The organism is Desulfomonile tiedjei (assembly GCA_016212925.1).
In the GTDB taxonomy this organism is placed as follows: domain Bacteria; phylum Desulfobacterota; class Desulfomonilia; order Desulfomonilales; family Desulfomonilaceae; genus JACRDF01.
Window position 1 is genome coordinate 161936 of sequence record JACRDF010000025.1, and the last position, 23613, is coordinate 185548.

Genomic DNA, 23613 nt, shown 5'->3' on the forward strand with positions numbered 1-23613 from the left:
ATCAGGACATTAAATTTGAGATTTCACGACCACCCGGCCCTACGGTCTGCTTCGTGGGCAAGAGCCTATGTGGCCTCCAATCCCGTAATCACCCTCTCCAGTTGAAGGTCCCGAATTTTTCGGGGTCCATTACCCCTTCGGGTATCTCGATTCCGAACACGGCGCTATCCTGCCTTAGCTGTATCCGGATATTCTTATCGGGGATAAGTATTTCTTCCTCCCTGGGAAATTCTTTGCCTTGGTCGGTCTTGAAGAATTCCACCACTCGGAAGATCCTTTTCACCGTCCCCGCGGAATCCACCTGTTGTGACTTGACTACCAGAAGGTCATTCTTGGAGACCCACAGAAGGCGCTCACCAGCTCCGTTAGGAAGCTTCACCCGGATCACGTAACAGTCCCGGCCATCCAGTGCTTCCTCTCTCACGATTTCAGGCGCGTCGCCGCCCTTCGGCATGAAGCCCTGAATATCTTCCATGGTGAGCCCTGTGCCGCCAATATCCGCTGACGGCTCGTCAACAGCCAAGGGTACAGTCCGTCCTGTCGCCGGTAGATACATGAGTGCCTTTGGGTCCTGGCCGTCCTTTACGAGCAGAAGGAAGCGCATTCCTTTGGATTCCGGCGGAGCGTCGAAATCTACAAAGATGTGGGCCGCCCCCTGGTCAATTCGGGCCATCAACCAGAGGACCTGATCGGACAGAAGTTTCTTGGCCTTGAACGTCTTGACCGACAGTGCAATGCGGAAACTATCTCCCAAGTTTTGCTTCGCACCCTGGTCTAGGATCTCTTGCGCGGTCAACGCGCAAAGGTCAGCCGGAACGCACCAAAGAACTAGCCCGAGAAGGGCAAGGGTAAATCGTTTGTAAGTACGAAACATTACGCTTCAATCCACGACCGCGCCGGCAAGGAGCGGCGCGCGAAAGTATTGTGATAAAACGCTAGGTTACACAGATCTCAGATGATCAAATATGTGTATTTCACTTAATATCATAAAAATACTGATTTTGTCAACCGGATACTGTCACCGGAAAACTCAAAAAGCGGCCACCGCGGAAAGCCAGGAGGCCTGACTCTTCGCATGTTTGGGCCGGCACGCGGATTCGGCAGGGCGACCGTTGCCGCGCGGCGACACAGCGTGAATAGCAGCTTCTGTTACTGATGATTCCGCATTTTCGAGGGTGTAATCTACCATAGAGAAGGGGTTTATTTCAAGCTCGACGTGCGTGGTGTCGCAGGCTTTCAGTTACGGGTGGGCGTTGTCCTGTCATTGCGAGTGGCGAAATCCCGCGGAACGCGGGCGGGCAATCTTGGTTTTCGGCGGGACGGGCATCCGAGACTGTCTCAGAATTTATCAGCGCCGGAAAATGGTATAGCGCGGGGTGGCCCGGAGGCCACTGCCTCCGGGTTCCGAAGGAACAAGAGGGGCTGTTGCGAGGACATTACCCTGTCCAAAGACTGCCGGTGCCACTCGCAGGCTGGAAATCACCTCCTGTCGCTTTGCGACCCGCTGGTGGGACCGGCATCTTGCCGGTCATCCCAATAGACAGGCAGGAAGCCTGTCCCACCACACGTCCGGGCCACCCAAGAGGGACAATTGCCGGCCCCGTAACGCGGGTCCGCGAGTTGGTGGCCTTTTGAGACAGCGTTCTCGAAGCGCGCCGTACAAAAGAAATCTTCCGGCCACTAATTTTGGGACAGTTTCATCTTGCCCGTCATTCCAACAGACATGCGATCACGCTAATGGCGGGACTGTCCCACCTAGGGGGTTACCGCCGCCGGTCAAAAGCGGACCCGAATGAGAGAATAGTTGGCGCAAGGAGTTTGACGCTTTGTTTCCAGGCTGGTATATAATGATTCATGTGACTGTCGGGGAGATAACCATGCTTAGTTTCATCCGATTTGCTGCGGTTCCGGTCGTCCTCCTGAGTGCGGTCGTGTGGGCACAGGCGCAATGGCCTTTGGGGCGGGAAATGCCCCAGGTAGGAGCGAAGTCGGACGAGCAACACGGCCCGAACGTTACGGTGACAGGAAGGTTTCAAATCTTCGTTTCGCCGCAAGCGAAGGGCTATACGTTCATGCTGGACACCGACACCGGCAAGATCTGGGTGTTGAAAAAGGACAGCGCCTCCGGTGACTTCTCCATGCAGAGGATCCCGGTGGAGCAAGTGGACGGAGTCCAGACCGGCAAGGCGCCATCAAAGACAACGGAGAGCGGCAAATCTGAAACGTCCCGTGGCAATTAAGACCATTACCGGGCGCAGGAAAGTGGCCGGCCTGTTTCCCGTTCTTCGGAACTTCCCACTGATAAAGTAAAACGTGAGGCTCAGCCATGAAGAAGGATGGATATAAAGTAGCCGTGGTAGGCGCGACCGGAGCGGTCGGCAACACGATGGCAAGGGTTTTGGAGAAACGCGCGTTCCCGGTGAGCGAGATCGTCTTGCTCGCGTCCGGACGTTCTGCCGGGAAGCAACTCAAGTTCAAGGGGAAGGAATACCCTGTTCAGGAACTTAACGAATCATCATTCAAGGGAGTGGATATCGGCCTTTTTTCCGCCGGCGGGTCCATAAGCGCCAAGTTTGCTCCCATAGCCGCGGATTCCGGATGTGTGGTGGTGGATAATACAGCCCATTTCCGCATGGATCCCGATGTGCCGCTCGTGGTGCCGGAAGTGAACCCTCAAGCCATCGCCGGTTACACGAAGAAAGGCATTATCGCCAACCCAAACTGCTCCACCATCCAGATGGTGGTGGCCTTAAAGCCGCTGCACGATGCTGCCACCATAAAGCGCATTGTGGTCTCCACGTACCAGTCGGTTTCCGGAACGGGCAAAGAGGCCATCGAAGAGATGCTGGTACAGTCCAGACAGATTGCCAATGCTACGAACTGGACGAGAGAGGACGGCCTGGATCAGCTTCACGACTCTCTGTGCAACTTCCAGACTATGTCTACCGAGATTTATCCGCATCGCATTGCCTTTGAATGCTTGCCGCACATAGACGTGTTCCTCGAGAACGGTTACACAAAAGAAGAAATGAAAATGGTGTGGGAGACGGGCAAGATACTGGACCCTGCCATAAAGGTGACGGCTACAGCGGTTCGCGTTCCAATCTTTTTCGGACATTCCGAGTCAGTGAACATAGAAACCGAAAAGAAGATCACCGCGCAAGAGGCGCGAAATGTATTGTCCCGAGCGCCGGGCATAAGAGTAGTGGACGATCCGCAGAGAAACCAGTATCCCCTCGCGGCGCTCTGCGCCGGGGAAGATGACACCCTTGTGGGGCGGATTCGTGAGGACGAGTCCATTGCCAATGGGTTGAACCTCTGGGTCGTGTCGGACAATATCCTAAAGGGAGCGGCTCTCAACGCGGTGCACATTGCCGAGATACTGGTCGAAAGGTATCTGTGAAAGCCCCGTGGACGGATATTTGACCGCGCAGGCAGGGAGATGAAAGCCTGACATTCTATCGAGCGGTGCATCCATCCGATCCGAGTGCCCGCTGAATTTTCGCCCTGATTTTCCGCGGGAATTAAAGTCGCCATTCATCGGGATCAAGTGTCCCGTAATCTCTTCATCAATTCGTCGAGAACGAAAGGAGTGCGCATGAGCGCCAAGCGCGAAGCCGTCATCGTCAGCGCCACTCGGACGCCGTTGGGAGCATTCAACGGGAGTCTAACAACCTTCGGTGCCACCCAGCTTGGGGGGATTGCCATCGAAGAGGCCGTCAGACGCGCCAAGATAGACAAAACGGACGTGGATGAAGTCATAATGGGCCAGGTGCTGCCTTGCGGGTACGGACAAAATCCGGCTCGGCAGGCGGCTCTAAAGGCAGGACTGCCCTTCGAAACCCAATGCTTCACCATAAACAAGGTCTGCGGTTCCAGCCTGAAGGCGGTTATGCTGGCCGCGCAGGCCGTTCAGCTTGGCGATGCGGACGTGGTGATAGCCGGTGGCATGGAAAGCATGACCAACGCGCCCTATTACCTGGAAAAGGCGAGGCTCGGCTACAGGATGGGTAACGGCGAGCTGGTAGATCACATGGTCCATGACGGCCTCTGGGATATTGTAAATGACTTCCACATGGGTATAAGCAACGACCTGTGCAGCGAGAAATACCACATCTCCCGGGAAGACCAGGACCGCTACGCAGCGCTCAGTTATGTCCGCGCCCTGGAGTCCATCAAAGAGGGCAGGTTCAAGGAAGAAATAGTTTCCGTGACCATCCCGCAGAGGAAAGGCGATCCCAAGATCTTTGATACCGACGAGTGCCCACGGGAGACCTCGTACGAGATCCTGAGCCAGATGAAGCCCGCGTTCCAGAAAAACGGATTTGCCACAGCAGGAAACGCCTCGGTAATTTCCGACGGGGCCAGCGCGATTTGTGTGATGGCCGAGGAAAAGGCCAAGGAGAGGGGTCTGGAAATCCTGGCACGCGTCGGCGCTCAGGGAAGCGCGGGGATCGACATGAAATACGTTCTCATGGCGCCCATATACTCCATCCCAAAGGTGGCCAAGAAAGAGGGCGTGGACTGCCGATCCGTTGAATTGATGGAGATTAACGAGGCATTTTCCGGTTCCACGGTGGGGGTGATCCGTGAGCTGGGCCTGGACCAGAATCGGTGCAACGTCAACGGCGGGTCGGTTTCTCTTGGACATCCCATCGGCGCGAGTGGCGGCCGCGTGCTGACCACACTCATTTACGCGATGAAAAACCGGGGAGCCAAGACAGGCATGGCCTCTCTGTGTCTGGGTGGCGGAGAAGCCGTGACGCTGTACATTGATCGTTGAAGCAGTCCGGGTGTGACAGCCAGGGTGAAGAGCAGGAGGAAGCGCTCTTGGCAGAAAGGGTTTTGTGACTGCTTGCTCTCACGTTAGCTGTTAACCCTTCAGTCTTTCGAGGTCGAACTTTTTGGTGGCAGGTTGGAAGAGACTGTCTCAGAATTCAAATTTGGGCGGAAATGGTAGCACGAATGGCCCTCACCCCAACGTCAGTCGTGCCACGATTCGGAAGTGCTCCCGAATTCTGAGACCGTTTCGAAAAGTCTGCCATTGTTGGCGCCATGTCCGTAATTGACTGTTTACCTGCGAAGGACGGGTCGCATTGATATTTCAGATAGTCCATGATACGGAACAACAAAAAGCGGGGAGTCCTGAGACTGGGACACAGCATTTCAGGCCCTAGCGAATTACGTCGGTTCGGATGTCCCGGACAAGCCGGTAACCGGGAAAGAGGCTTTTGAGCAAATCCATCATGGGTGATCTTAAGCTTTCTCGCGGTACGAGGCAAAATGTTGCATTGGATGGTGGAGCCATGTTGTTCATGAGACATAATCCGCATTCATTCCTAACGGGAGATGAGCCATTTCTTCCAACTGCGGCGGTTGTGGAATCTGCGGAGAGAGTGGAACAGAGGCTGACTTTTGCCGTTCAACACGAAGGCTTCTTGGGCATACCTCACGGGGGTCTCGCAATGGGCCTTTGTCTGGATGCCTGGCGCAGAATCGGGGAACCTGCTTATCCTGTCAACGTGCGTTTCAAGTTCGGAGGCTCGGGGATTTCAATTGGAGACACAGCCTCGTTTGCCGTTGAACGAGGGGCTCGGGACGGCCGGTCGCAAGTGGTTGCCCGATTGACCAAGGACGGGGACAAGACCCCCTATCTCAGGGCCGAAATCTCGGCCGCGGACGGTCCGGAGGAGTCGAGACCGCTCCCTCCACCGGTATCGCAAGAGGGTCGTCCGCTCCCGTACTACAGAAACTGTTTCGTCTGCGGACATCATCGAACGATAGTTGGGCTCCAGAGGAGGTTCAGTGTCCATGACTCCAACGGCAGCACCATCATAACCACACCCTGGGGATACAACGACGAAGACAAGGACAGAGCCGCGTCTTTCCTTATCGGGAAAGATGAGCTGCACCCTGCCGTCTTGATTTCCATCTTTGACGAGAACACCGCCTGGGGAGGATTCATGCTGACAAGGACCGCGGGCCTGTCGGTGCGTCTCGAACTGACCCTGCGGCGCCCTGTGAGCCAATACGAGAAGCTTCTTTTCGTCGGCAAGCCCACCGGAACGCGTGGAAATCCGCGTGCTCCCCGCTTTTTTCTTGCCGAGGGAACGATCCTGTCCATGGGCGATCCGCAACGGCCGGAACCGGTCGCTTACGGGCGTGGAGAATGGGTTATCATGGATCTGTATACGGAACAGATCAAAAAGAACCTCCTGCCTGAGAACGATTGGGCCTGGATTTTCGGGGGCGACAAGTCGTGAGGGCCCGATCCGAAGGTCCGGCAAAAGGTCGGAAACTGGGCGGCTGCAACAAAACGAATAGGATACAAGAGTGATAGAAAAAGTTGTCGACGGCGTTTGGTGGATACCGGGACGAGACAAATTCCTGCCTGATTCCCATATGTATGTGATCGGCCTGCCCGACTCCGGCGATTTTACGCTTGTAGATTGCGGGCTCATGGAAATGGGCTCGTACAAGCTCGAAGAGCTGGATAGGGGCGGAATACCGCTCAAACAAGTAAAGCGCGTTATAATGACCCATACCCATCTGGACCATATCGGGTGTCTTGCCGAGATCTTGAAGGCCGCCCCGGATGTGGAGGTCTGGGCGCACAAAGACGAAGCCGCATACCTGGAACGAGGCGACGACAGGATTGTATTCGGCAACAACATGTTCGAGTCGATGATACGATCACAATACGCGATCCCTGACGGGTACTTCACCACTAAGGTTCATAAAAAGCTAGAAGGCGGAGAAGACCTGTCGCTTGGCGGTGTCAGGTTCAAAATTATTCATCTTCCCGGCCACTCCGCGGGGAGCATAGGATTGTTCAACGAAGAGCACAGGATGTTGATGTCCGGCGACACTATCTATGCTGACGGAGCCATCGGCCGATACGACCTGTTTTCTGCCAATCCCGCGGAATTGAAACGTTCTTTGGGCATTATCGCCGAACTGGGGGTCGAGATCTTGCTACCGTGCCACAATAGAATTGTGAGACGCGGAGCCGGCCCTATGGTGCAAAGTACTGTGAAGCAGTGGCTGGGTCTCATTGGGGATTGATGCCTGGGGCTGGGCCAATGACCCTCGGTTTGCTTGGCCGCACGGTCCCCGTGTATTGGTTTTGAATTGACAGGTGGGCTAAAAGCCTTCACAGGGCCGCGTGCTAGGACATTTGTAGCATTTGGCAAAATTCTTGTCCGATTTGGGTATGCAGTCATTGCGAGGAGCGAAGCGACGAAGCAATCTCATTCTTGGTGGGACGGGCATCTTGCCCGTCATTCAAACCGACAGGCGGGACGCCTGTCCCACCAATGGAGATTGCCTCGGGCTAGCAACCTCGGGCGACGGCATTTTCCGCAATTGGCAGCTTTTGGATGCCGCTCCCTGTTAACACGGACATTTGTTTCGGCCACGGTTTTATGCCGTTTCTCCAAAGTCCCCTGCGAATGGCGCATTTCCGTCGTCGCGGCGCCCTCCCGGACCCGTCATCCCGCCGGAAGCCGAGGTCCGGGAAGATCCGGTTCCCGATTTTCGTCGGGACGACGTCCGGAATCCAGCCTTCACGGGAATGACGCGAATACACAATTGGAAATTGTTCTAGCGAATCGCTAAAAATATCCACCGTAAACGATTAGGAGGAATTCTCCATGGGGAAGACGGTAGCTGAAAAGATAATTGAAGCCCATTTGACAAGAGGAAAACTGCAAGCCGGCGAGGAGATCGCCATTAAAATAGATCACGCGCTCACTCAGGACGCCACCGGGACCATGGTCTACCTCGAATTTATGGCCATGGGCGTACCCAGAGTCAAAACCGAGGTTGCGGTGAGCTACGTGGATCACAACCTTCTTCAGACCGACTTCAAGAATGCCGACGATCATGCTTTCTTGAGGACCGTGGCGGCAAAGTACGGCGCAATCTTCAGCCGTCCGGGAAACGGTATTTCGCATCAGGTGCATCTGGAACGCTTTAGTGTCCCGGGCAAAACCCTCCTCGGATCGGACAGCCACACTCCTACCAATGGGGGCAGCTCCATGCTGGCCATCGGAGCGGGCGGCCTGGACGTTGCCATGGCGATGGCCGGACAGCCCTTTTATTTGACCATGCCGCACATCGTGGGGGTCATGCTTACAGGATCTTTGCAGCCTTGGGTCTCAGCGAAGGACGTAATACTGGAAATGCTCCGCCGCCTCACGGTTAGAGGGGGCGTGGGGAAGCTGTTTGAGTATTTCGGGCCCGGGGTCGAGACTTTATCCGTAACCGACAGGGCCACCATAGGAAACATGGGCGCGGAGCTTGGCGCGACGACCAGCATCTTCCCCTCGGACCACCGGACCAGGGAATTTCTTGTGAGTCAAGGCCGCGGGGATTGCTGGACGGAAATCCTCCCGGACCCCGACGCGCAATACAGCGAAATATTGGAAGTCGATCTCAGCAAATTGGAGCCCCTGATCGCGTGTCCCAGCTCTCCGGACAATGTGAAAAAGGTTTCCGAAGTGGAAGGCATCGACGTCCAACAGGTAATCATAGGCTCTTCGGTCAATTCGTCCTTTCGAGACCTAATGATCACGGCAAAGGCTGTCGAGGGGCGTCACTGCCATCCTGACGTGAGCTTCGAAATTAATCCGGGAAGCACTCAAGTCCTTCTTAATGTGGCCGAAAACGGTGGAGTAGCCAACCTGATTCTGAGCGGGGCGCGCATTCATCAGTCCGGCTGCCTGGGGTGCATAGGCATGGGCCAGGCACCAGGCACAGGAACGGTTTCTTTGAGGACCTTTCCGAGGAACTTCCCCGGGCGAAGCGGAACCGTACCGGACAGCGTCTATCTCTGTTCGCCGGAGACAGCCGTAGCGGCTGCTGTCTTCGGGAAGATAACCGACCCCAGGAAGCTCGGCGACTGCCCGGAAGTGTCAAATCCCCAGCACTACAAAGTCAACGACGAGAATCTGGTTTATCCGCCTGCGGATTCCTCCGGCGTGGAAATTGCCATGGGGCCGAACATAAAACCATTCCCGCAATTCGGACCGCTCGAAGAAACCATCGAGGGGCCGGTCATCCTCAAGGTGGAAGACAACATCACCACCGATCACGTGATGCCTGCAGGTAGTAAGGTTCTTCCTTTCAGGAGCAATATCGAAGCCATAAGCCGGTTCGTGTTCAGCAATCTTGACGAGGATTTTGCCGGAAGGGCCCTTGATGCGGGCACAGGGCTCGTGGTGGGCGGCGAAAACTACGGGCAAGGTTCATCCCGAGAGCATGCGGCCATCGCTCCGCGCTTTCTCGGCATCAGGGCCAAACTTGCCAAAAGCTTCGCTCGGATACACAAAGCCAACCTGATAAATTTCGGCATCCTGCCGCTGACCTTCGCAGATCCCGGTGATTACGAGGCCGTTGCCCAGGGCGAGACCGTGAGGCTTGAGAAGGTCCGAAGCGCCATAGCCGGGGGGGCCGATACCATAGTGGCTGAGCTGCCGGCGTCCGGCCGAAAAATTCAGCTACGGCTGGATGTTACGGATCGAGAAAGGCGCATCCTTTTGGCTGGAGGCCTCATAAACCTGGCTTCAGGGGTAAAATAGGTCTGAGGGGGGCAGGTGTGGCTCTATGAAGGCCCTCGAGTAGGGCCTTTGGCGTCCTTTTGCCTGACAAAGACCTCGTCCGGTTCCTGGTCCTTGAGCGGAGCCAAGTTCCGGCCGTGGTGGATCACAAGCTGCTCTGGTTGGACTTCGCGGACCAAGAGGGAATTCACCTGTCCGGAATCCCAAAAAAGAGTCAGTAGGGGGGGATCGTAAGAGAAGCCTCCCTCGCCCGCACGTATCCATTTCTGGTTTTCTTCTCCTCGGAAATCAGCGCGAAAAGTGCCGCCTTCCTTCAGATGAAGCCTCAGGAATCGCTGATCGACAGGCTCTTCTCGGTCCTCCACGAGACGGAATTTCATGGTCCAGGTCCCGGCCAATAGGGATGCCTTGTCGTTCTTTTCAACTTTTGCCGTCTTGTCAGAGCAACACGAAAGAGTTAGGAGGCTCACGAGACAAAGAACCAGGGCAGAATTACGAGTTGAAGGGGACTTGAAGGTCTGCATGTTCCACTAATCAAAGGGTGTTAAAGAGACAAGGCGACCATCCTTCGAGGATTGGTCGCCTCGTTATTCGATTCTCAATCGGTTAGAACGATCCCTCGCTAGAGGGATCGCATCTTAGTACCAGCCGCTGGACGAGCTGCTCGCAGGCCAATAGCCACTGCTGGATGAGCCGTAGCCGTAACCATAGCCGTAGCCACTGCTGCTCGAAGCAGGCATGCAGCCGTAGCTGTAGCCACTGCTGCTGCTTGATGCGGGCATGCAGCCATAGCTATAACCGCTGCTGCTCGAAGCGGGCATACAAGCTTGGGTGTAGCCACTGCTGGACGATGCCGCGGGCCAGTAACCGCTGCTGGATGAGCTGCCGCCGTACCATCCGCTGCTGGATGCGCCGTAACCGCCGCCCCCGTATGATGCAAACGGAGCCCAGGCGTAGAAGCCCACAGCATAGGACGCGAACAACATAACCATACCGATAACCGCGAGCGTCACTGCAAATCTTTTCATTAAGCCGTTACCTCCTCAAGAAATGAAAGTCCCAATTCTCTGTTCTCAAATCGAAAACAGGTGTTCCCTTTGTTATGGACATAGGACAAGGTGTTATTAATCGCTACCACGGATGAAGGTCGTTGTCAATCTTTTTTGCGATTTGCGGCCTCCGTCTTGTCCCGCCGGCCGGGAGTCGACAGGCATCAATTGCCCTTGACTCACCCCGCCGCTTTGATAGGATTCTACCAATTTCTATCCTTAGTCAAGGAAATTTTCCATATGAGATCGGACCATACACCTGCCCCGGCATCGAAGAAAGCCGCAAAACCCCTTTTTCACAGCTCCCTGCGGTATCGAGCTGTTATCAAAAAAAAAGTCATTATCGCAATGTGTTGCGCGGTTACGATCAGCTTTTGTTTTGTGGAACCTTTATTTGTCATTGGAATAACTAATGAAAATTATCACAATGTGACAGCCGTCTTCCCCCCCAGCCCGAGCCGCCTCCCGCATGCGGGCGTTGCACCGCACGAATTGGCCCCCAAAGATTGTGGCCTGGACATAGTGAGACTCATCGCAGCAGCGGAAGAAGCCCAACCCGAGGTCACCGGTAACACAGCCACCGTATCAACAGCCGGTCTGTCCGAGAGAGCCCGCATCGCAGGTGAACTTCTGGTCGCAGGGGAAGCTGCCCGAGCAAAGGAAGTTATCCAGGAAGCCATAAGAGAATGCGAGAGCGGTCAGGCCGACGTGCGCGACTGTTCCCAATGGATGAGGTCATTGCAGGGGCTCAACTATTTGTTGGGCAAACCGGCCGACAAGATAGTTGTGTCCAACTCGATCGGCCAGAAAATGGTCCGTATTCCAGCCGGTGATTACATGATGGGAAGCCCGAAGCGGGAAACGGACTGGCTCAGGCTGACCTTCAAAAAAATCTGGCGAGAAGGTCATAAGCAGTGGTTTCAAGACGAACTTCCGCTCCATCCTGTTCGAATCACCCGGTCCTTTTATATCGGCGCAACCGAGGTCACGGTGGGCCAGTTCCGCCAGTTTGTGAAGGATACGAAACACAAGACCGATGCTGAAAAGGGCGATGGGGGAATGATTTTCAGTAAGAAGGAGGGGCGATGGGTCCCGCAAAAGGAAATGAAATGGGATTCGGTTCCGTGGAAGATCAGTGACGACCAGCCCGTGGTGTTTGTGTCCTGGAACGACGCCCAGGCCTTTTGCAGATGGTTGACCCGAAAGGAGAAGAGGACGTACCGCCTGCCGACTGAAGCGGAGTGGGAAATGGCTTGTCGCGGTGGCTCCTCCTGGGTCCGATTCCCTTGGGGGGACCGCCTTCCCGGGGACCGCGACATGAATTTCGGTGACGGCAATCCCAAGCTGCCCGAAAGCTTAACCACCGTGGACGATGGATATGAATACGTCGCGCCGGTTGGAAGCTTCCCGCCCAACGGATACGGGCTCTACGACATGGAAGGGAACGTGATGGAATGGGTCAATGATCGGTACGAGAGGAACTACTATGAGAACTCCCCGATCGAAGACCCGACCGGCCCTGGCACAGGGTCTGGAAGGGTTAACAAGGGCGGAAACTGGTATGCGAGTCCGGCTGATTGCAGATGTGCGTTCCGAGGCTTCTCCGGCCCGGAGATGAGTTTCTGGAACCTTGGTTTTCGTGTAGTCATGGAGGACAAGGAGGACCCCGGCAAAACTGCCACAGCCGGAGGGGCCGACACGAAAGCCTCGTCAGGCAAATCTCAAACCTCAGCGAGTTTTCCTCCAAGCGAAGATGATGGGCTTCGCTTGTTCCGCCAGGCCATGTTTGCCGCACAACAGCAGCAGTGGGACAATGCCACGGAGGATCTGGAGCAGGCCCTAAAAATCTCTGAAAAGCGCGAGGACGACAAATGGGTCGCCAGGGTCAAGGCCACTCTCGCGGGCATCTACGCGGAAAGGAATCGGACCTATAAGAGTAAGGAATTATACACTCAATCTCTGGCTGAATTTCGTAAGATCGGCGATACAACGAGTGCGCGTATAATACTTGCGCGCCTGGAAGAACTTGAGTCCTCTCCAGGAGTTAAGGTCGCACAGGTGAAAAAGGGAGGGATTGCCGACAAAGCAGGAATCGTCGCCGGGGACGTGATAATCGAATATGCAGGGGAAACGGGCTTCCGAGTTATAGGTTTCAAGAAACTGGTGGAGGAATTTGCTCGGGCCGAACAGGTTACTTTGAGCATTATAAACAACGGAGAAATAAGCACCGCGGTGGTCCCAGGGGGCGTGCTGGGGGTCGCCGTCGAGGATATAAAGCGGCCGCCCAGACCTCAGAGACCCCCCGAACAACGACCCCGTGAACGACAGAGACCCAGGCCCAGAGGCGATCGAAGATAGTCACGCGGAGGGGGCTTTTTTTGTGAAGGAACTCTTCACACCCCGATGTTATTGCCTTGAACCGACGGCCGGGACGACGGACGTGTGCCGTTGCCATGAAACTTTAGAGAAATGCTCTACTGGCAGCGAATCTTTTTGATCAACTCACTTGTGGAAATGCCAGGAATGTGTTTGACGAATTCGACCCTGCCGCCTCTCGCTGTGACAACGTCCTCTCCGACCACTTGTTTGCCCATCCAGTCTTCGCCCTTGACCAGGACATCAGGCCGAACCTCCTTGATAAGGTTCAGGGGCGTATCTTCATCAAACACCACCACGTAATCGACGAAATTGAGAGCCGACACCAGTTCGACTCGATCCGATTCGGGAACGATCGGACGGCCTGCGCCCTTTATCCGAGCCACAGACGCGTCGGAGTTTATTCCAAGGACCAATACATTCCCGTAGGCGGCTGCTTTGCGAAGTAGTTCAAGGTGGCCGGTATGGAATAGATCGAAACAGCCGTTGGTAAAGACTATTTTATGGCCCTGGAGCCTGTGGCTTCTCAGTACCGCCCCTATGTCGCTCATGGGTACTATTTTATTGCTAAGGGCTTCATCTTTCAGTGCATCGACCATCTCTTCCAAGGTTACCGAAGCAGCGCCAAAGCGCGCCACGACAAGGGAAGCCGCCAGGTTGGCCAGGCTGACCGCATTGTCTATGGACATCCCGTTCGCGACGGCCAAGGCCAAGGTGGATATGACCGTGTCGCCCGCGCCTGTCACGTCAACGATTTCCACCGGTTTGACGGGAAAATTTTGGACCTTGCGTGGAGTCACCAGGGTTATCCCTTCTCTGCCACGGGTGATTATCACGCCCTGCGCGGCTGTCTCACCGAGCAGGATCTCCCCCGCGCGAGCCAACGATTCTTCGCTTCGGATTTCTATTCCTGAAGCCAGGGAAGCCTCTCTCACATTTGGAGTTATGTATGTGGTTCCGCGATAGCGTTTGTAATCCATCCCCTTTGGGTCCACAAGGACCGGGATGCCATTGGAGCGGGCCTCGGTCAACATGGCCTTTAGCAGCCCGTCAGTGATGAAGCCCTTGCCGTAATCCGATACGATCACGGCCTTGACCTGCGGCATGACCGATCTGATGTCCTCGGCAAATGCTTTTTCCAGGTCTGAGGGGATGTCGGCCACGTGTTCCTCGTCTATCCTCACAATTTGTTGGTTCCTGGCAACAACGCGGGTCTTGATAGTGGTAGGCCGCGAGCTGTCCTCCTTGATCCAAAAGCTCTCCACAGCCATCTCTTCGCAATGCCTCTTGAACCATTTGCCCTCGTTGTCATCTCCCACAGCCGCGAACAAGGCCACGCTCCCGCCCATTGAAACCAGGTTCTGGACCACGTTGCCAGCCCCTCCCAGTCTGCGCAGTCTGTCCCTGGCCACGACAACCGGTACAGGAGACTCGGGCGATATTCGTTCCACGTCTCCGAGAATATACTCGTCCACCATCACATCACCGGCCACCAGTATTGGCGCCGGTTTCAATCTCCTGATCAGAGCTTCGTTCAATCCACAGCCTCCCGGATAATTACAAAAGAGTGATCCCCTCCAGCGGGTCCCAAAAGTTGCAGCTGCCACGAGCGGGCAAGCCGCTGCTTCGGGTAAAGATATCCCATTCCTGGGGGCCCGTCCAGGCCAAACGTACAGTAGTTCTCGGAAGTAACCGCGCGGATTGATCCGGGGTGTCTCCACCACGCGGGCCGATCTCATTCGAGAATAGCTATAGAAGACGCCTTGGTATGAAATGCCATTCTTCACCCTTCCCGGCATCTTTGCGCAACTTACCGATGGCAGTGCGAGCCGCACAACATAAAATACATTAACAAATAGCGATAATGTATTAATTTATATTTGCTTTTTTGTGGATTGTCTGATAGTTATCGCAGTGGCTGGCTGGAATGGGCGCGAACCCTTAGTCCCCAAAAAGCTCGAGCCGGCAAATGCCCGCTGAAAAGCGGTTTCCGGCCCGAATTTCCATTCCGACGAGCCTTTTTGGGTCTTGCTCAGGACCTGCTAGGGCAGCCCTCTTTGCAATGGGCCACACGCGGTATCCTGTATCTCTTCACGGCGCCCTCCTTTCCCTGTGGGAGGTGTTTTAAATCAGTCACTTCTAGTTATTCATCATGGGCAAGACTTGTCAAGCTTTTCAAAACGCGGACCGACCGATATGGATGAGAACCAATGGGCAAGATGTCAGCACTATGGGAGCCACGAAAAGGACCCGGGAGAATGAAATCCGAAAACCAAATTGACCGGCTACCGGCAGGTTATGGTCGGCCGCTTATAATATGGCTTATTGCGGCCTGCCTTTTTGTTCTACTGGCCGGGGTTGTCGGATATTTTTCTCTGGTCGCTCAGTTGAAAAAACAAGTTTGGGAGGAACAGGCTCGGGGTATAGCTCAAGCTGTCGACGCGATCGTGAAGGCGAGAAGCGCTTCGGTCGCCACAGCCGCACGAGTCCTGGATCTGGACAACTTGGTATCGGAAAATGGAGGCAGCCAACTGCCAGGTGTTCTAAAAGACCAGTTCCCTGATTTCCTGAGCCTTGAGGTGATGGACCAGGGAAACCAGATTTTGGCCATGTTCGGTGATTTGTCTCTTTCCGATGCGGGGCGAAAAACCCGAGTAGAGGATACCGCTTCGCCTGTTTCCGGGCAAGATTCCTTTAAAGAGGTTTTTCAGGATCATCCGCAAGGAGACTGCTTTTTTGTCACCACCAGGCAGACGGCGGCCGATGGGACTACCTGGTTTACGCGAACCAGATTCGCTCGTAAGCCCATTGAAACGGCCCTGGCCTCGGTCAATGCCAACAGGATCGCGGAGCTTCAATCTGTTGCCAATTGCGCGCCCGCGGCCAAAGGTTTCACTGGCTGGTGGGCTTCCGAAGCCAAGGCAGAGGTCCAGTTGGTTTCTCCTGGATGGATGATCGTTCTTAAGGCAAAGCCGGCGGGGTCGCCTTTGTCGCGCCACCTGGCGGCAGTTCTGGGAGCAATCTTGTTTGCTCTGGGACTGGGCTACCTGATACACCGTCGAGCCTCTATTTTGGGAAAAGCAAGCAGCCACTGCGGCGCAACTGAAGCAGCCGGCCGGACGCCACTCACGTCGAATCAGTTGCCCGCGAACTCCCCGCAAGAAGCTGTTGCCGGCAACTCGCCTGACCCGAGTATCCGGGAGACCCCCATCGTAGAAGAATCTGCCACGGAGACTGGTTCCCCCGAGCAAATGAACCTATTGCCGGATGATCTGTGTCTCGATGAGGCTGAAACACAGCCGATGCTGCAACGGTGTCAAAAGACGGAGGGCCCGGCGTGTGACACGATAACACGATGTCCTGCACCGGACCCGCCTTCCGGTGCCTCGGTTTCCGGCATGGACAACGCTTCAGAAAGGCCGGATGTTGTTACTCCTGAGGCCCTCGAACCGCGCCAGGCCTCAGATTCTCTGTCCGACATCGACACGCTTGAGATGGAGTTGTCCGGGCCTGATGCGGCATTGAACGCTATCCCGGAAATCTTGGAAATTACGTGGGTCGAGCCTCATATCGAGGAAGATCCGCCTAAGAAACGAGAAAGACAACGCGACTTCCCGTCCGCTTTCGCCAGCCTTTAATCCGGCATTGTTCAACTCCGGCCTTGTAGGGCCGGTTTCGTTTCAAATCCTTCGATTCCCCGCGGCTATGTGGTAATTATAGATTTACTGAATTCCAGAATTAGCGGCCTAAAACTGAAAACGACCCGGTGGGGCAGCCCACCGCGGAACGCCTGTTCAACCGATCCGTTTTCGACGTCGCCACCTGGTTCGGTCCTGAGAATGGGCTAAGACTTTGGGCAACGGAAACAAAGATACTACAGGGCGGGGTAGCTACCGACGATGAACAAAGTTCTCACAATTGCCGGCTCGGATTCGGGTGGGGGGTCCGGCGTCCAGGCTGACTTGAAGACTATTCTGTCACTTGGTGGTTACGGGATGAGCGTGGTAACCGCGCTCACCGCGCAGAATACCATCGGCGTGCAGGGGATGATTCCCGTCAATTCCGCGTTCGTGGCCATGCAACTGGACTCTGTGCTTTCCGACATAGGAGCGGACGCGATCAAGACCGGAATGCTGGTAAATGCCAAAATAGTCGAGGTTGTCGCTGAAAAGATTAAGCATTTCAAAATGGAGAAAGTAGTCGTCGATCCTGTTCTGGCATCCAAGGACGGGACAACTTTGCTTGACGAGGAAGGAAGAAAGACGCTCAGGCAAAAGCTCTTCCCGCTGACTTACTTGCTCACTCCCAATATTCCCGAAGCTGAAATTCTGACGGGCAAAAAGATCAATACCGTAGCCGAAATGACCAGGGCGGCGAAAGGCCTCCAAAAGATGGGCCCAAGGTACGTGCTGGTGAAGGGTGGCCATCTGGAAGAGTCTCCTGTCGATGTCTTGCACGACGGATCTCAGCCCTATGAGTTCTCCTCGCAAAGAGTGCGAACGCGCCACACTCACGGAACCGGGTGCACGCTGGCTTCAGCCATAGCTACCCTGTTGGCGAGAGGGCTGCCACTCATGGAGTGCATTGACCAAGCCAAGGGGTACTTGTACAGGGCCCTTCGGTTTTCGCTTCCAATAGGAGGAGGAATCGGTCCGTGCAACCACTTTGCTTCCATTACCAGAGAAATAGCAAGAACCCACGTGATTGAGGAATTGGACAAGGCCTTCCAGCGCCTAAGACGATTGAGCATTGGCCACTTGATCCCTGAGGTTCAGACAAATCTTGCCTATGCGATTCCCTTTGCGGAATCGTTGGATGATGTGGCGTCTTTCCCTGGAAGAATCATTAGATTGGGCAATAGTGTCGCAACATTGGCCTCAGCGCGCTTCGGCGCGTCCAGGCAGATACATCACTTGGTCTTGGCCGCAATGGACTATGACCCCGAACGAAGGTCAGCGATGAGCGTGGCTTATTCGGACCACCTGGTGAAAAGGATCCGGGCGCTGGGGTTCACGGTGGCAGAATTCGACAGAAACCGCACTCCTCCGGATTTGCAGCAGGAGGAAGGGAGTACCCTTGCGTGGGGGGTTCAAGACGTGATGGAAGAACTGGGGCGTGTGCCGGACGCAATTTTCGATCGCGGCGCGGTGGGCAAGGTGCCCATGATCAGAATTTTCGGCAACGATCCTGCTTCAATCGTAAACTTGATAGCAAAACTTTAGTGGACGATCTTCAAAAAACCTCTCTTACAGTCTATTATAAGTACGGTGCTTCGCGTCGAGAATTGCGGTAACGTGCAACCGTTGCCTTAAGGCTGGCGGCCTCGCAGCACGGACCGCCGCGCCCCTACAGCTCCATTCGTCGGCCGGGTGCCGGGCAGGGAAATTCCGCGATATTGCGGGACCGCGCCCGCTTGATAAAGGCTCGGGAGAACGAGAAAACTGATCGTTCCGATTGGATAAGGTCAATGTCGCGTGTTTTAATGGACCCATATAACCGTGTCATAGATTACCTCCGGGTTTCTATCACAGATCTGTGCAACCTAAGGTGCGTTTATTGCCGGCCTCCTGAAGGGGTGCAACTGATCGCCCACGATGAGATCCTCAGATACGAAGAGATTCTGGCCATAGTTCGGGTTGCTGCTGAGATGGGAATCCGGAAAATCAGGGTCACGGGAGGCGAGCCCCTCGTCCGCCGCGGAGTTTTGGGATTTCTCTCGGGCCTTCACGAAATCGAAGCCATCGAGGACATCGGCCTGACTACGAACGGCGTGCTTTTGCCTTCCATGGCGCAAGATCTCAGGGGTGCCGGGCTCACCAGGCTCAACATCAGCCTCGATTCTCTCCGCCGTGATACCTTCAAGGCCATCACAGGCGGCGACAACCTGGACGAAGTTCTTTCCGGAATCCGGAGCGCTCTTGCCGTAGGGTTCAGTCCGGTCAAAATAAACGTGGTGCTGCTCCAAGGGATCAATGAAGAGGACGTTCCGGCATTCGCCCGACTTACCGTGAACGATCCTCTCGATATCCGATTCATCGAGCGCATGCCCTTCGGAAACGAATCGGTCCCGAAGTCCCCGGAATCCTTCAGCGCTGCGAAGGCACTGGAGATAATACAAAGAGAATTTGGGGACCTGGTGCCAATGGAGCGCAATTCTCTGGACGGGCCCGCGACCATGTTCAAACTCGCGGGGGCCCGAGGCCGGATAGGAATAATAGACCCCATCACCGGCCACTTCTGTGGAACATGCAACAGGCTTAGACTGACCGCTCGGGGCACATTACGGCCTTGCTTGCTGGGCAACCGTGAGATCGATATCAAGACTCCGCTCCGTACGGGAGCCTCTGATGAGGAACTGGCCGATATAATTCAGGCCGCGGTTCTGGCCAAACCCGTCGGGAATCAGTCCAAACACACTGCCATCAACGACGGAATGAACATGATCGGCGGGTGAGGAGAAAGAAGAAAGTTGCGGGGAGGCAACTTTTTTGCAAAAAAGTTTCCTCCCCGCACCCCTCCTTCAAAAAACTCCATAATCTTGTAGCGCATAAAGGGGGTACTTAGTTGTTGCCGCAAGGTAGCCCAAATGTCATCGCGTCCGTGTATTGAAGCTACAGGAGGTTTTTGGCACTGACCGTCAGGACATGCTAATGTTTCCCTCATGAGCGATTCTCTTCCGAACACTCTCTCTGTCATCATTGTGAACAGGAACACCGCGGATCTCCTGGTGAGGTGCCTTGATCACGTTTTCAGGTCCGATCTCAGCGGCAAGCCTGAAGTGATCGTCGTGGACAACGGGTCTACCGATGGTTCCGTGGCTCGCGCAAAAGCCGCGTTTCCAGAAGTAACTATTATAGAAGCGGGCAGGAATTTGGGTTTTGCCGCGGCCAACAACAGGGCCTTTGAGAAGGCAAGCGGCGATTTCCTCCTCCTTGTGAACACCGACGCGCTCCTGGAAAAGGATTGCGCTCGAAAGCTCCTGGACCTGATGAACGCGGACCCCGGAGTCGGAATGGTCGGCCCCCAGCTTCTGAACGAGGATGGAACGGTTCAGACATCGTATGAGGCTGTTCCGACTCTTGCCACAGAGACATTGAACCGGAGTCTGCTCAAGCGTCTCTTCCCTTCCCGATTTCCAAGCAAGAGCTGCCGACTCGAAGGGCCGGAACAGGTCGAAGCGCTGATCGGCGCGGTTATGATGATAAGGCGCAAAGCACTGGAGCAAGTCGGCGCGTTTGACGAGGATTACTTCTTTTTTCTCGAAGAGACCGACCTCGCTGTGCGAATGCGCCACGCAGGTTGGAGGGTTGTTCACGAGCCTCGGGCCAGAGCCATTCACCTGCAAGGGGCAACCGCCAAGGCTGTCCACGAGGCAGCGCGTATCGAGTTCTACCGCTCTCGTTATCTCTTTTTTCAAAAGCATTACGGCAATGGCGCTCGAAATATACTATCCGCTGTTCTGACTCTGAATCTCACCTTGAATGTGTTGGTTTTAGGCGCTGCCACTTTCGTCACTTTGGGACGGGTTCATTCTTTAGGGGAGAGTTTGCGCGTCAGGGCGGCTCTGTGGAAATGGCATCTTCAAGGGTGCCCCCCAGGTCCGGGGCTGCCCAGAAATTGATGGCCATGTAGTGCAAGCCTCACACGCGACAGCGATAAAAAACAGCTCGCACGACTTGAAACAGAAATAACCAAATCGGTAATTAGTTAGCTGCAAGTCCCTATTTTGCATTGAATTATATTGAACACCTCTTTCCCAAAAACCTACCACTAATTTTTAAATAGATGAGTTTCAAACATAAATCTCGGTTGTCTTAATGTACAAAAGCGATGGCTGGCCCCGGTGTGCATGTTGAGGCAGATGGACTCCCATGGGGAAAGGAGAAAATCCATGACTCATATTGAGTTGAAACCGGAAGAAAGGGGCATGCTGCGGGAAGTACTTCAAAGCTATCTTTCCGATCTTCGGCTTGAGGTCGCGGACACGGAAAAGATGTCTTTTCGGGAGGAGCTGAAGAAGAGGGAGGTCTTTCTGAAGGACGTTCTGAAACGCCTCGAATGACCGAAATCTTGAAAGGCCGTCCAAATTACGGGACGAGGTAAGTATTCCTGCAGCCGACCAGTGGAAATGGTCAGTTTGTTGAGCGTCACGCAGCAGAGTGGGGGCAATTGGGGCCTTTGGCGAAATTTGAAGAAGATTCACAGGCGCCTGTGCCGGGTATCTAGAACCCAGCCATCACAACGTCTGCCGGATCGCGGAAGCTGCTTCGGGCCCTTTGTTCCCACTAGGCAAAAAAACGGTTTGCCGCATTTCGGCGGGGCAATTCTCAACTATTGCAGGAGCCAAAAAACAGAGTCCGATTGCAACAAGCGCCTCTCGGAAATTGGTAGGTGCCGGCCTCCGTGCCGGCACATTTTTCATATACACACCAACTAGTTGGGCCCGGCAGGGGCGCCGGATCACGGTCCGGAGAAGGCTCTGGGCCCTGCCGGTTCTCTTAGGACGCGGGTCCTGCAAAGGGCTAAGATTTGTGGCAACCACTAGCCTGTTACAAGAGGGTGCTCTGAGGGCATAGCCCTTTACACACTAGTGCTCGCTAGAACGGTCCCTACGAGTGGCTCTCTCGCCAGCGCGCATAGCGCACCAGCGCGGCCAGAGCGTGCACAGCCCTCTCAGGGCTCGGCAGACACGGAAAACCACGGTCCTGAAGCTCGCGGACAAAAAGTTCGGAGCGCGTGGCGAAAGTCCCCCCTACCACGGGCTTGCCATAGGTCGAAGACAAACCGGCCGCGAACGCACATTGGCTTTTGATGTACTCATCGGCCAGGGCCTCGGCGCTCTTAGAGTCTCCCATTATCATGGTGATTACGGAATCGATGACTCTACGGTGCGGCATAAGGCAGTAGAGAAACAAACCATCAACGCCCTCGTCCTCCAGGATGATCTTGGGCATTGTTTCCGTGTAGTCGCTGTAGTTTCTGGTAAAGGTTATGTCCACGGGATTGCGGATGCTGGCCGTGCCGGGCAGCAGCGGCCTAAGCCTTTCCTGGGTGGCAGCCGAGAAATCCGCCAGTTCCAGGCCGCTTCGTTCCGCGGTATCGGAAGCGGATGCTCCAGGCCCCCCTGAATGAGTCAGTATCCCGACTCTGTTTCCTTTGGGAAGGGGTTGACTGCCCAGCACATAAGCGAAATCGAACAGTTCCGCTATGGAATATGCTCGAATGATCCCACTCTGTTTGAACATGCCGTCATAGAGCGGGTCCGGGCCTGCCAGCGCGCCCGTATGAGACAGGCCCGCTCGGCTGCCTGCCTTGGAGCCGCCCACATAATAGGCCACAATCGGCTTTATCTTTGATACTTCGCGAGCGATCTCTACAAATTCCCTGCCGCGCCGTATTGCCTCAATGTAAAGCGTGATGACCTTGGTATTAGGGCACTGGCCCAGGTATTCCAGACAGTCGGTCAGACCCATCATCGCTTCGTTGCCGACGCTCATGCCTTGACTGAATCCCAGTCCGAAGTTCTGGAGATAACTGAACATTTGGGTGATGAAGCTTCCGCTTTGAGAGGCCATCCCGATGAAACCGGGGACTGTCTCGTAGGGATAGAACGTCGTGTTCAGCTTCGCGTAAGGGTTCGCCACGCCGATGCAGTTGGGCCCAAGGAAATAAATGCCGTATCGCTTGGCTATTTCTACGAGGCGACCCTGTTGCTCTTTCCCTTCCGAACTCACTTCCGCAAAACCGGCAGAGACTATGATGGCCCGCTTAACGCCGGCCTTTCCGCATTCTTCCAGAATTTCGGGGACTATCTTGGTGGGGATGACGAAAACTGCGAGGTCCACAGGTCCCGGGACCTCGGAAATATGCGCGTAAGCTTTTAGGCCCTGGATTTCCTTCTCACTGGGGTGAATCGGATACACGGACCCTTCATAGCCCAAGGCTAAGAGTTGCGACAACTGAACGCTTCCCATGCCGACAGGATTAGCAGAAGCACCCCAAAAAGCCACGCTCCGCGGGTGCATAAGCCTGTAAAGCGGGCTCTGTTCAAAACGATTCATCAAGCATACCTCCATGGATAAAGGCAGCGCGGAAGAACCTTTGAGACTGGGCTTCCTGCAGCCTTGATTCTCCTGGACCCAATGGTTCACTGGGATTCCACGCCTCGGCGTGGTACGCCCGGTGGGGGTGAAGGAGGAGACCATCTCCTACTCCAAACCTCCCCATCGTGATTCCGAGCCGCCATGACTGTTCCGGTTAACGGGTAGTCCCACACTTTACGGAGTGTCGTCGGGGCTCCGGTTGGGAAGGAACAGGGTGAGGAGAAAAACAACCAGCCACCACACGGCGTATCCTACCATGACAGAGACCATAGCCACAGGCGCCAGAGCAAGGGAGACGTAAAAGAGCATTTCTCTCTCAGAAAAAAAGCCTCCAAATATCAGCGCCACCATAGCCAGAACAAAAACGGCCAAGGTAACAATCCCCCCGACTGCCAAAGCTATCACCCGTGTGCGCGACATGGGCCGATATGTTATCATTGATTCCATTGCAAATCTAACCCGATTGAGGAGTCCAATCTTTCCCATCATGATAAATAATTCGGCCCCCTGTTCAGTCGACAGCGG

General features: G+C 55.0%; 18 protein-coding genes. 12 read left to right on the top strand and 6 right to left on the bottom strand.

Annotation, left to right across the window (positions count from 1 at the left end):
• Positions 1–88 precede the first annotated feature (88 nt).
• Complete coding sequence (locus HY913_11235) at positions 89–874, bottom strand: outer membrane lipoprotein-sorting protein (protein ID MBI4963839.1); 786 nt, start codon at positions 872–874, stop codon at positions 89–91.
• A gap of 1003 nt (positions 875–1877) precedes the next feature.
• On the opposite strand from HY913_11235, the gene HY913_11240 reads away from it, so the two are divergent.
• From HY913_11240 to HY913_11265, 6 genes are all read left to right on the top strand, one after another.
• The gene (locus HY913_11240; protein MBI4963840.1) at positions 1878–2240 is read left to right on the top strand and encodes a hypothetical protein; all 363 of its coding nucleotides are present in this window, start codon (positions 1878–1880) and stop codon (positions 2238–2240) included.
• 86 nt (positions 2241–2326) lie between these two features.
• Positions 2327–3403 (top strand): aspartate-semialdehyde dehydrogenase, encoded by a 1077-nt coding sequence (locus HY913_11245; protein MBI4963841.1) that lies wholly within the window; start codon positions 2327–2329, stop codon positions 3401–3403.
• A 195-nt stretch (positions 3404–3598) separates the two neighbouring features.
• The gene (locus HY913_11250) at positions 3599–4783 is read left to right on the top strand and encodes an acetyl-CoA C-acetyltransferase (GenBank protein MBI4963842.1); all 1185 of its coding nucleotides are present in this window, start codon (positions 3599–3601) and stop codon (positions 4781–4783) included.
• Positions 4784–5231: 448 nt separating this feature from the next.
• Positions 5232–6263: a hypothetical protein gene (locus tag HY913_11255; GenBank protein MBI4963843.1), complete on the top strand. Its 1032-nt coding sequence runs from the start codon at positions 5232–5234 to the stop codon at positions 6261–6263.
• A gap of 70 nt (positions 6264–6333) precedes the next feature.
• Positions 6334–7065 carry an MBL fold metallo-hydrolase gene (locus HY913_11260; protein ID MBI4963844.1) on the top strand — a complete coding sequence of 244 codons (732 nt, stop codon included), beginning with the start codon at positions 6334–6336 and terminating at the stop codon, positions 7063–7065.
• A gap of 587 nt (positions 7066–7652) precedes the next feature.
• Positions 7653–9581, top strand: coding sequence for an aconitate hydratase (locus tag HY913_11265; protein ID MBI4963845.1), 1929 nt, complete (start codon positions 7653–7655; stop codon positions 9579–9581).
• 23 nt (positions 9582–9604) lie between these two features.
• Here HY913_11265 and HY913_11270 read toward each other — a convergent pair whose 3' ends face one another.
• Both HY913_11270 and HY913_11275 read right to left on the bottom strand, forming a co-directional pair.
• Positions 9605–9940, bottom strand: coding sequence for a hypothetical protein (locus tag HY913_11270; GenBank protein ID MBI4963846.1), 336 nt, complete (start codon positions 9938–9940; stop codon positions 9605–9607).
• Between the two features lie 258 nt (positions 9941–10198).
• Entirely contained in the window at positions 10199–10588 is a 390-nt protein-coding gene (locus HY913_11275) for a hypothetical protein (GenBank protein MBI4963847.1), read from the bottom strand.
• 261 nt (positions 10589–10849) lie between these two features.
• On the opposite strand from HY913_11275, the gene HY913_11280 reads away from it, so the two are divergent.
• Complete coding sequence (locus HY913_11280) at positions 10850–12967, top strand: SUMF1/EgtB/PvdO family nonheme iron enzyme (protein ID MBI4963848.1); 2118 nt, start codon at positions 10850–10852, stop codon at positions 12965–12967.
• Positions 12968–13083: 116 nt separating this feature from the next.
• Here HY913_11280 and rfaE1 read toward each other — a convergent pair whose 3' ends face one another.
• Positions 13084–14523, bottom strand: a complete 1440-nt coding sequence (gene rfaE1, locus HY913_11285; protein ID MBI4963849.1) for a D-glycero-beta-D-manno-heptose-7-phosphate kinase — start codon at positions 14521–14523, stop codon at positions 13084–13086.
• Positions 14524–15243: 720 nt separating this feature from the next.
• Between rfaE1 and HY913_11290 the strand changes: the two genes are divergently transcribed.
• From HY913_11290 to HY913_11310, 5 genes are all read left to right on the top strand, one after another.
• Positions 15244–16623, top strand: coding sequence for a hypothetical protein (locus HY913_11290; protein MBI4963850.1), 1380 nt, complete (start codon positions 15244–15246; stop codon positions 16621–16623).
• A gap of 261 nt (positions 16624–16884) precedes the next feature.
• Positions 16885–18207: a bifunctional hydroxymethylpyrimidine kinase/phosphomethylpyrimidine kinase gene (gene thiD, locus HY913_11295; protein MBI4963851.1), complete on the top strand. Its 1323-nt coding sequence runs from the start codon at positions 16885–16887 to the stop codon at positions 18205–18207.
• Between the two features lie 245 nt (positions 18208–18452).
• On the top strand, positions 18453–19439 hold the full coding sequence (moaA, locus tag HY913_11300; GenBank protein MBI4963852.1) for a GTP 3',8-cyclase MoaA: 987 nt from the start codon (positions 18453–18455) through the stop codon (positions 19437–19439).
• 207 nt (positions 19440–19646) lie between these two features.
• Positions 19647–20606: a glycosyltransferase family 2 protein gene (locus tag HY913_11305; GenBank protein ID MBI4963853.1), complete on the top strand. Its 960-nt coding sequence runs from the start codon at positions 19647–19649 to the stop codon at positions 20604–20606.
• 270 nt (positions 20607–20876) lie between these two features.
• Positions 20877–21047, top strand: coding sequence for a hypothetical protein (locus HY913_11310; protein ID MBI4963854.1), 171 nt, complete (start codon positions 20877–20879; stop codon positions 21045–21047).
• Positions 21048–21594: 547 nt separating this feature from the next.
• Here HY913_11310 and HY913_11315 read toward each other — a convergent pair.
• Together HY913_11315 and HY913_11320 are read right to left on the bottom strand one after the other, a co-directional pair.
• Entirely contained in the window at positions 21595–23046 is a 1452-nt protein-coding gene (locus tag HY913_11315; GenBank protein ID MBI4963855.1) for a CoA-binding protein, read from the bottom strand.
• 216 nt (positions 23047–23262) lie between these two features.
• Positions 23263–23577 carry a hypothetical protein gene (locus tag HY913_11320; GenBank protein ID MBI4963856.1) on the bottom strand — a complete coding sequence of 105 codons (315 nt, stop codon included), beginning with the start codon at positions 23575–23577 and terminating at the stop codon, positions 23263–23265.
• Positions 23578–23613: the final 36 nt, after the last annotated feature.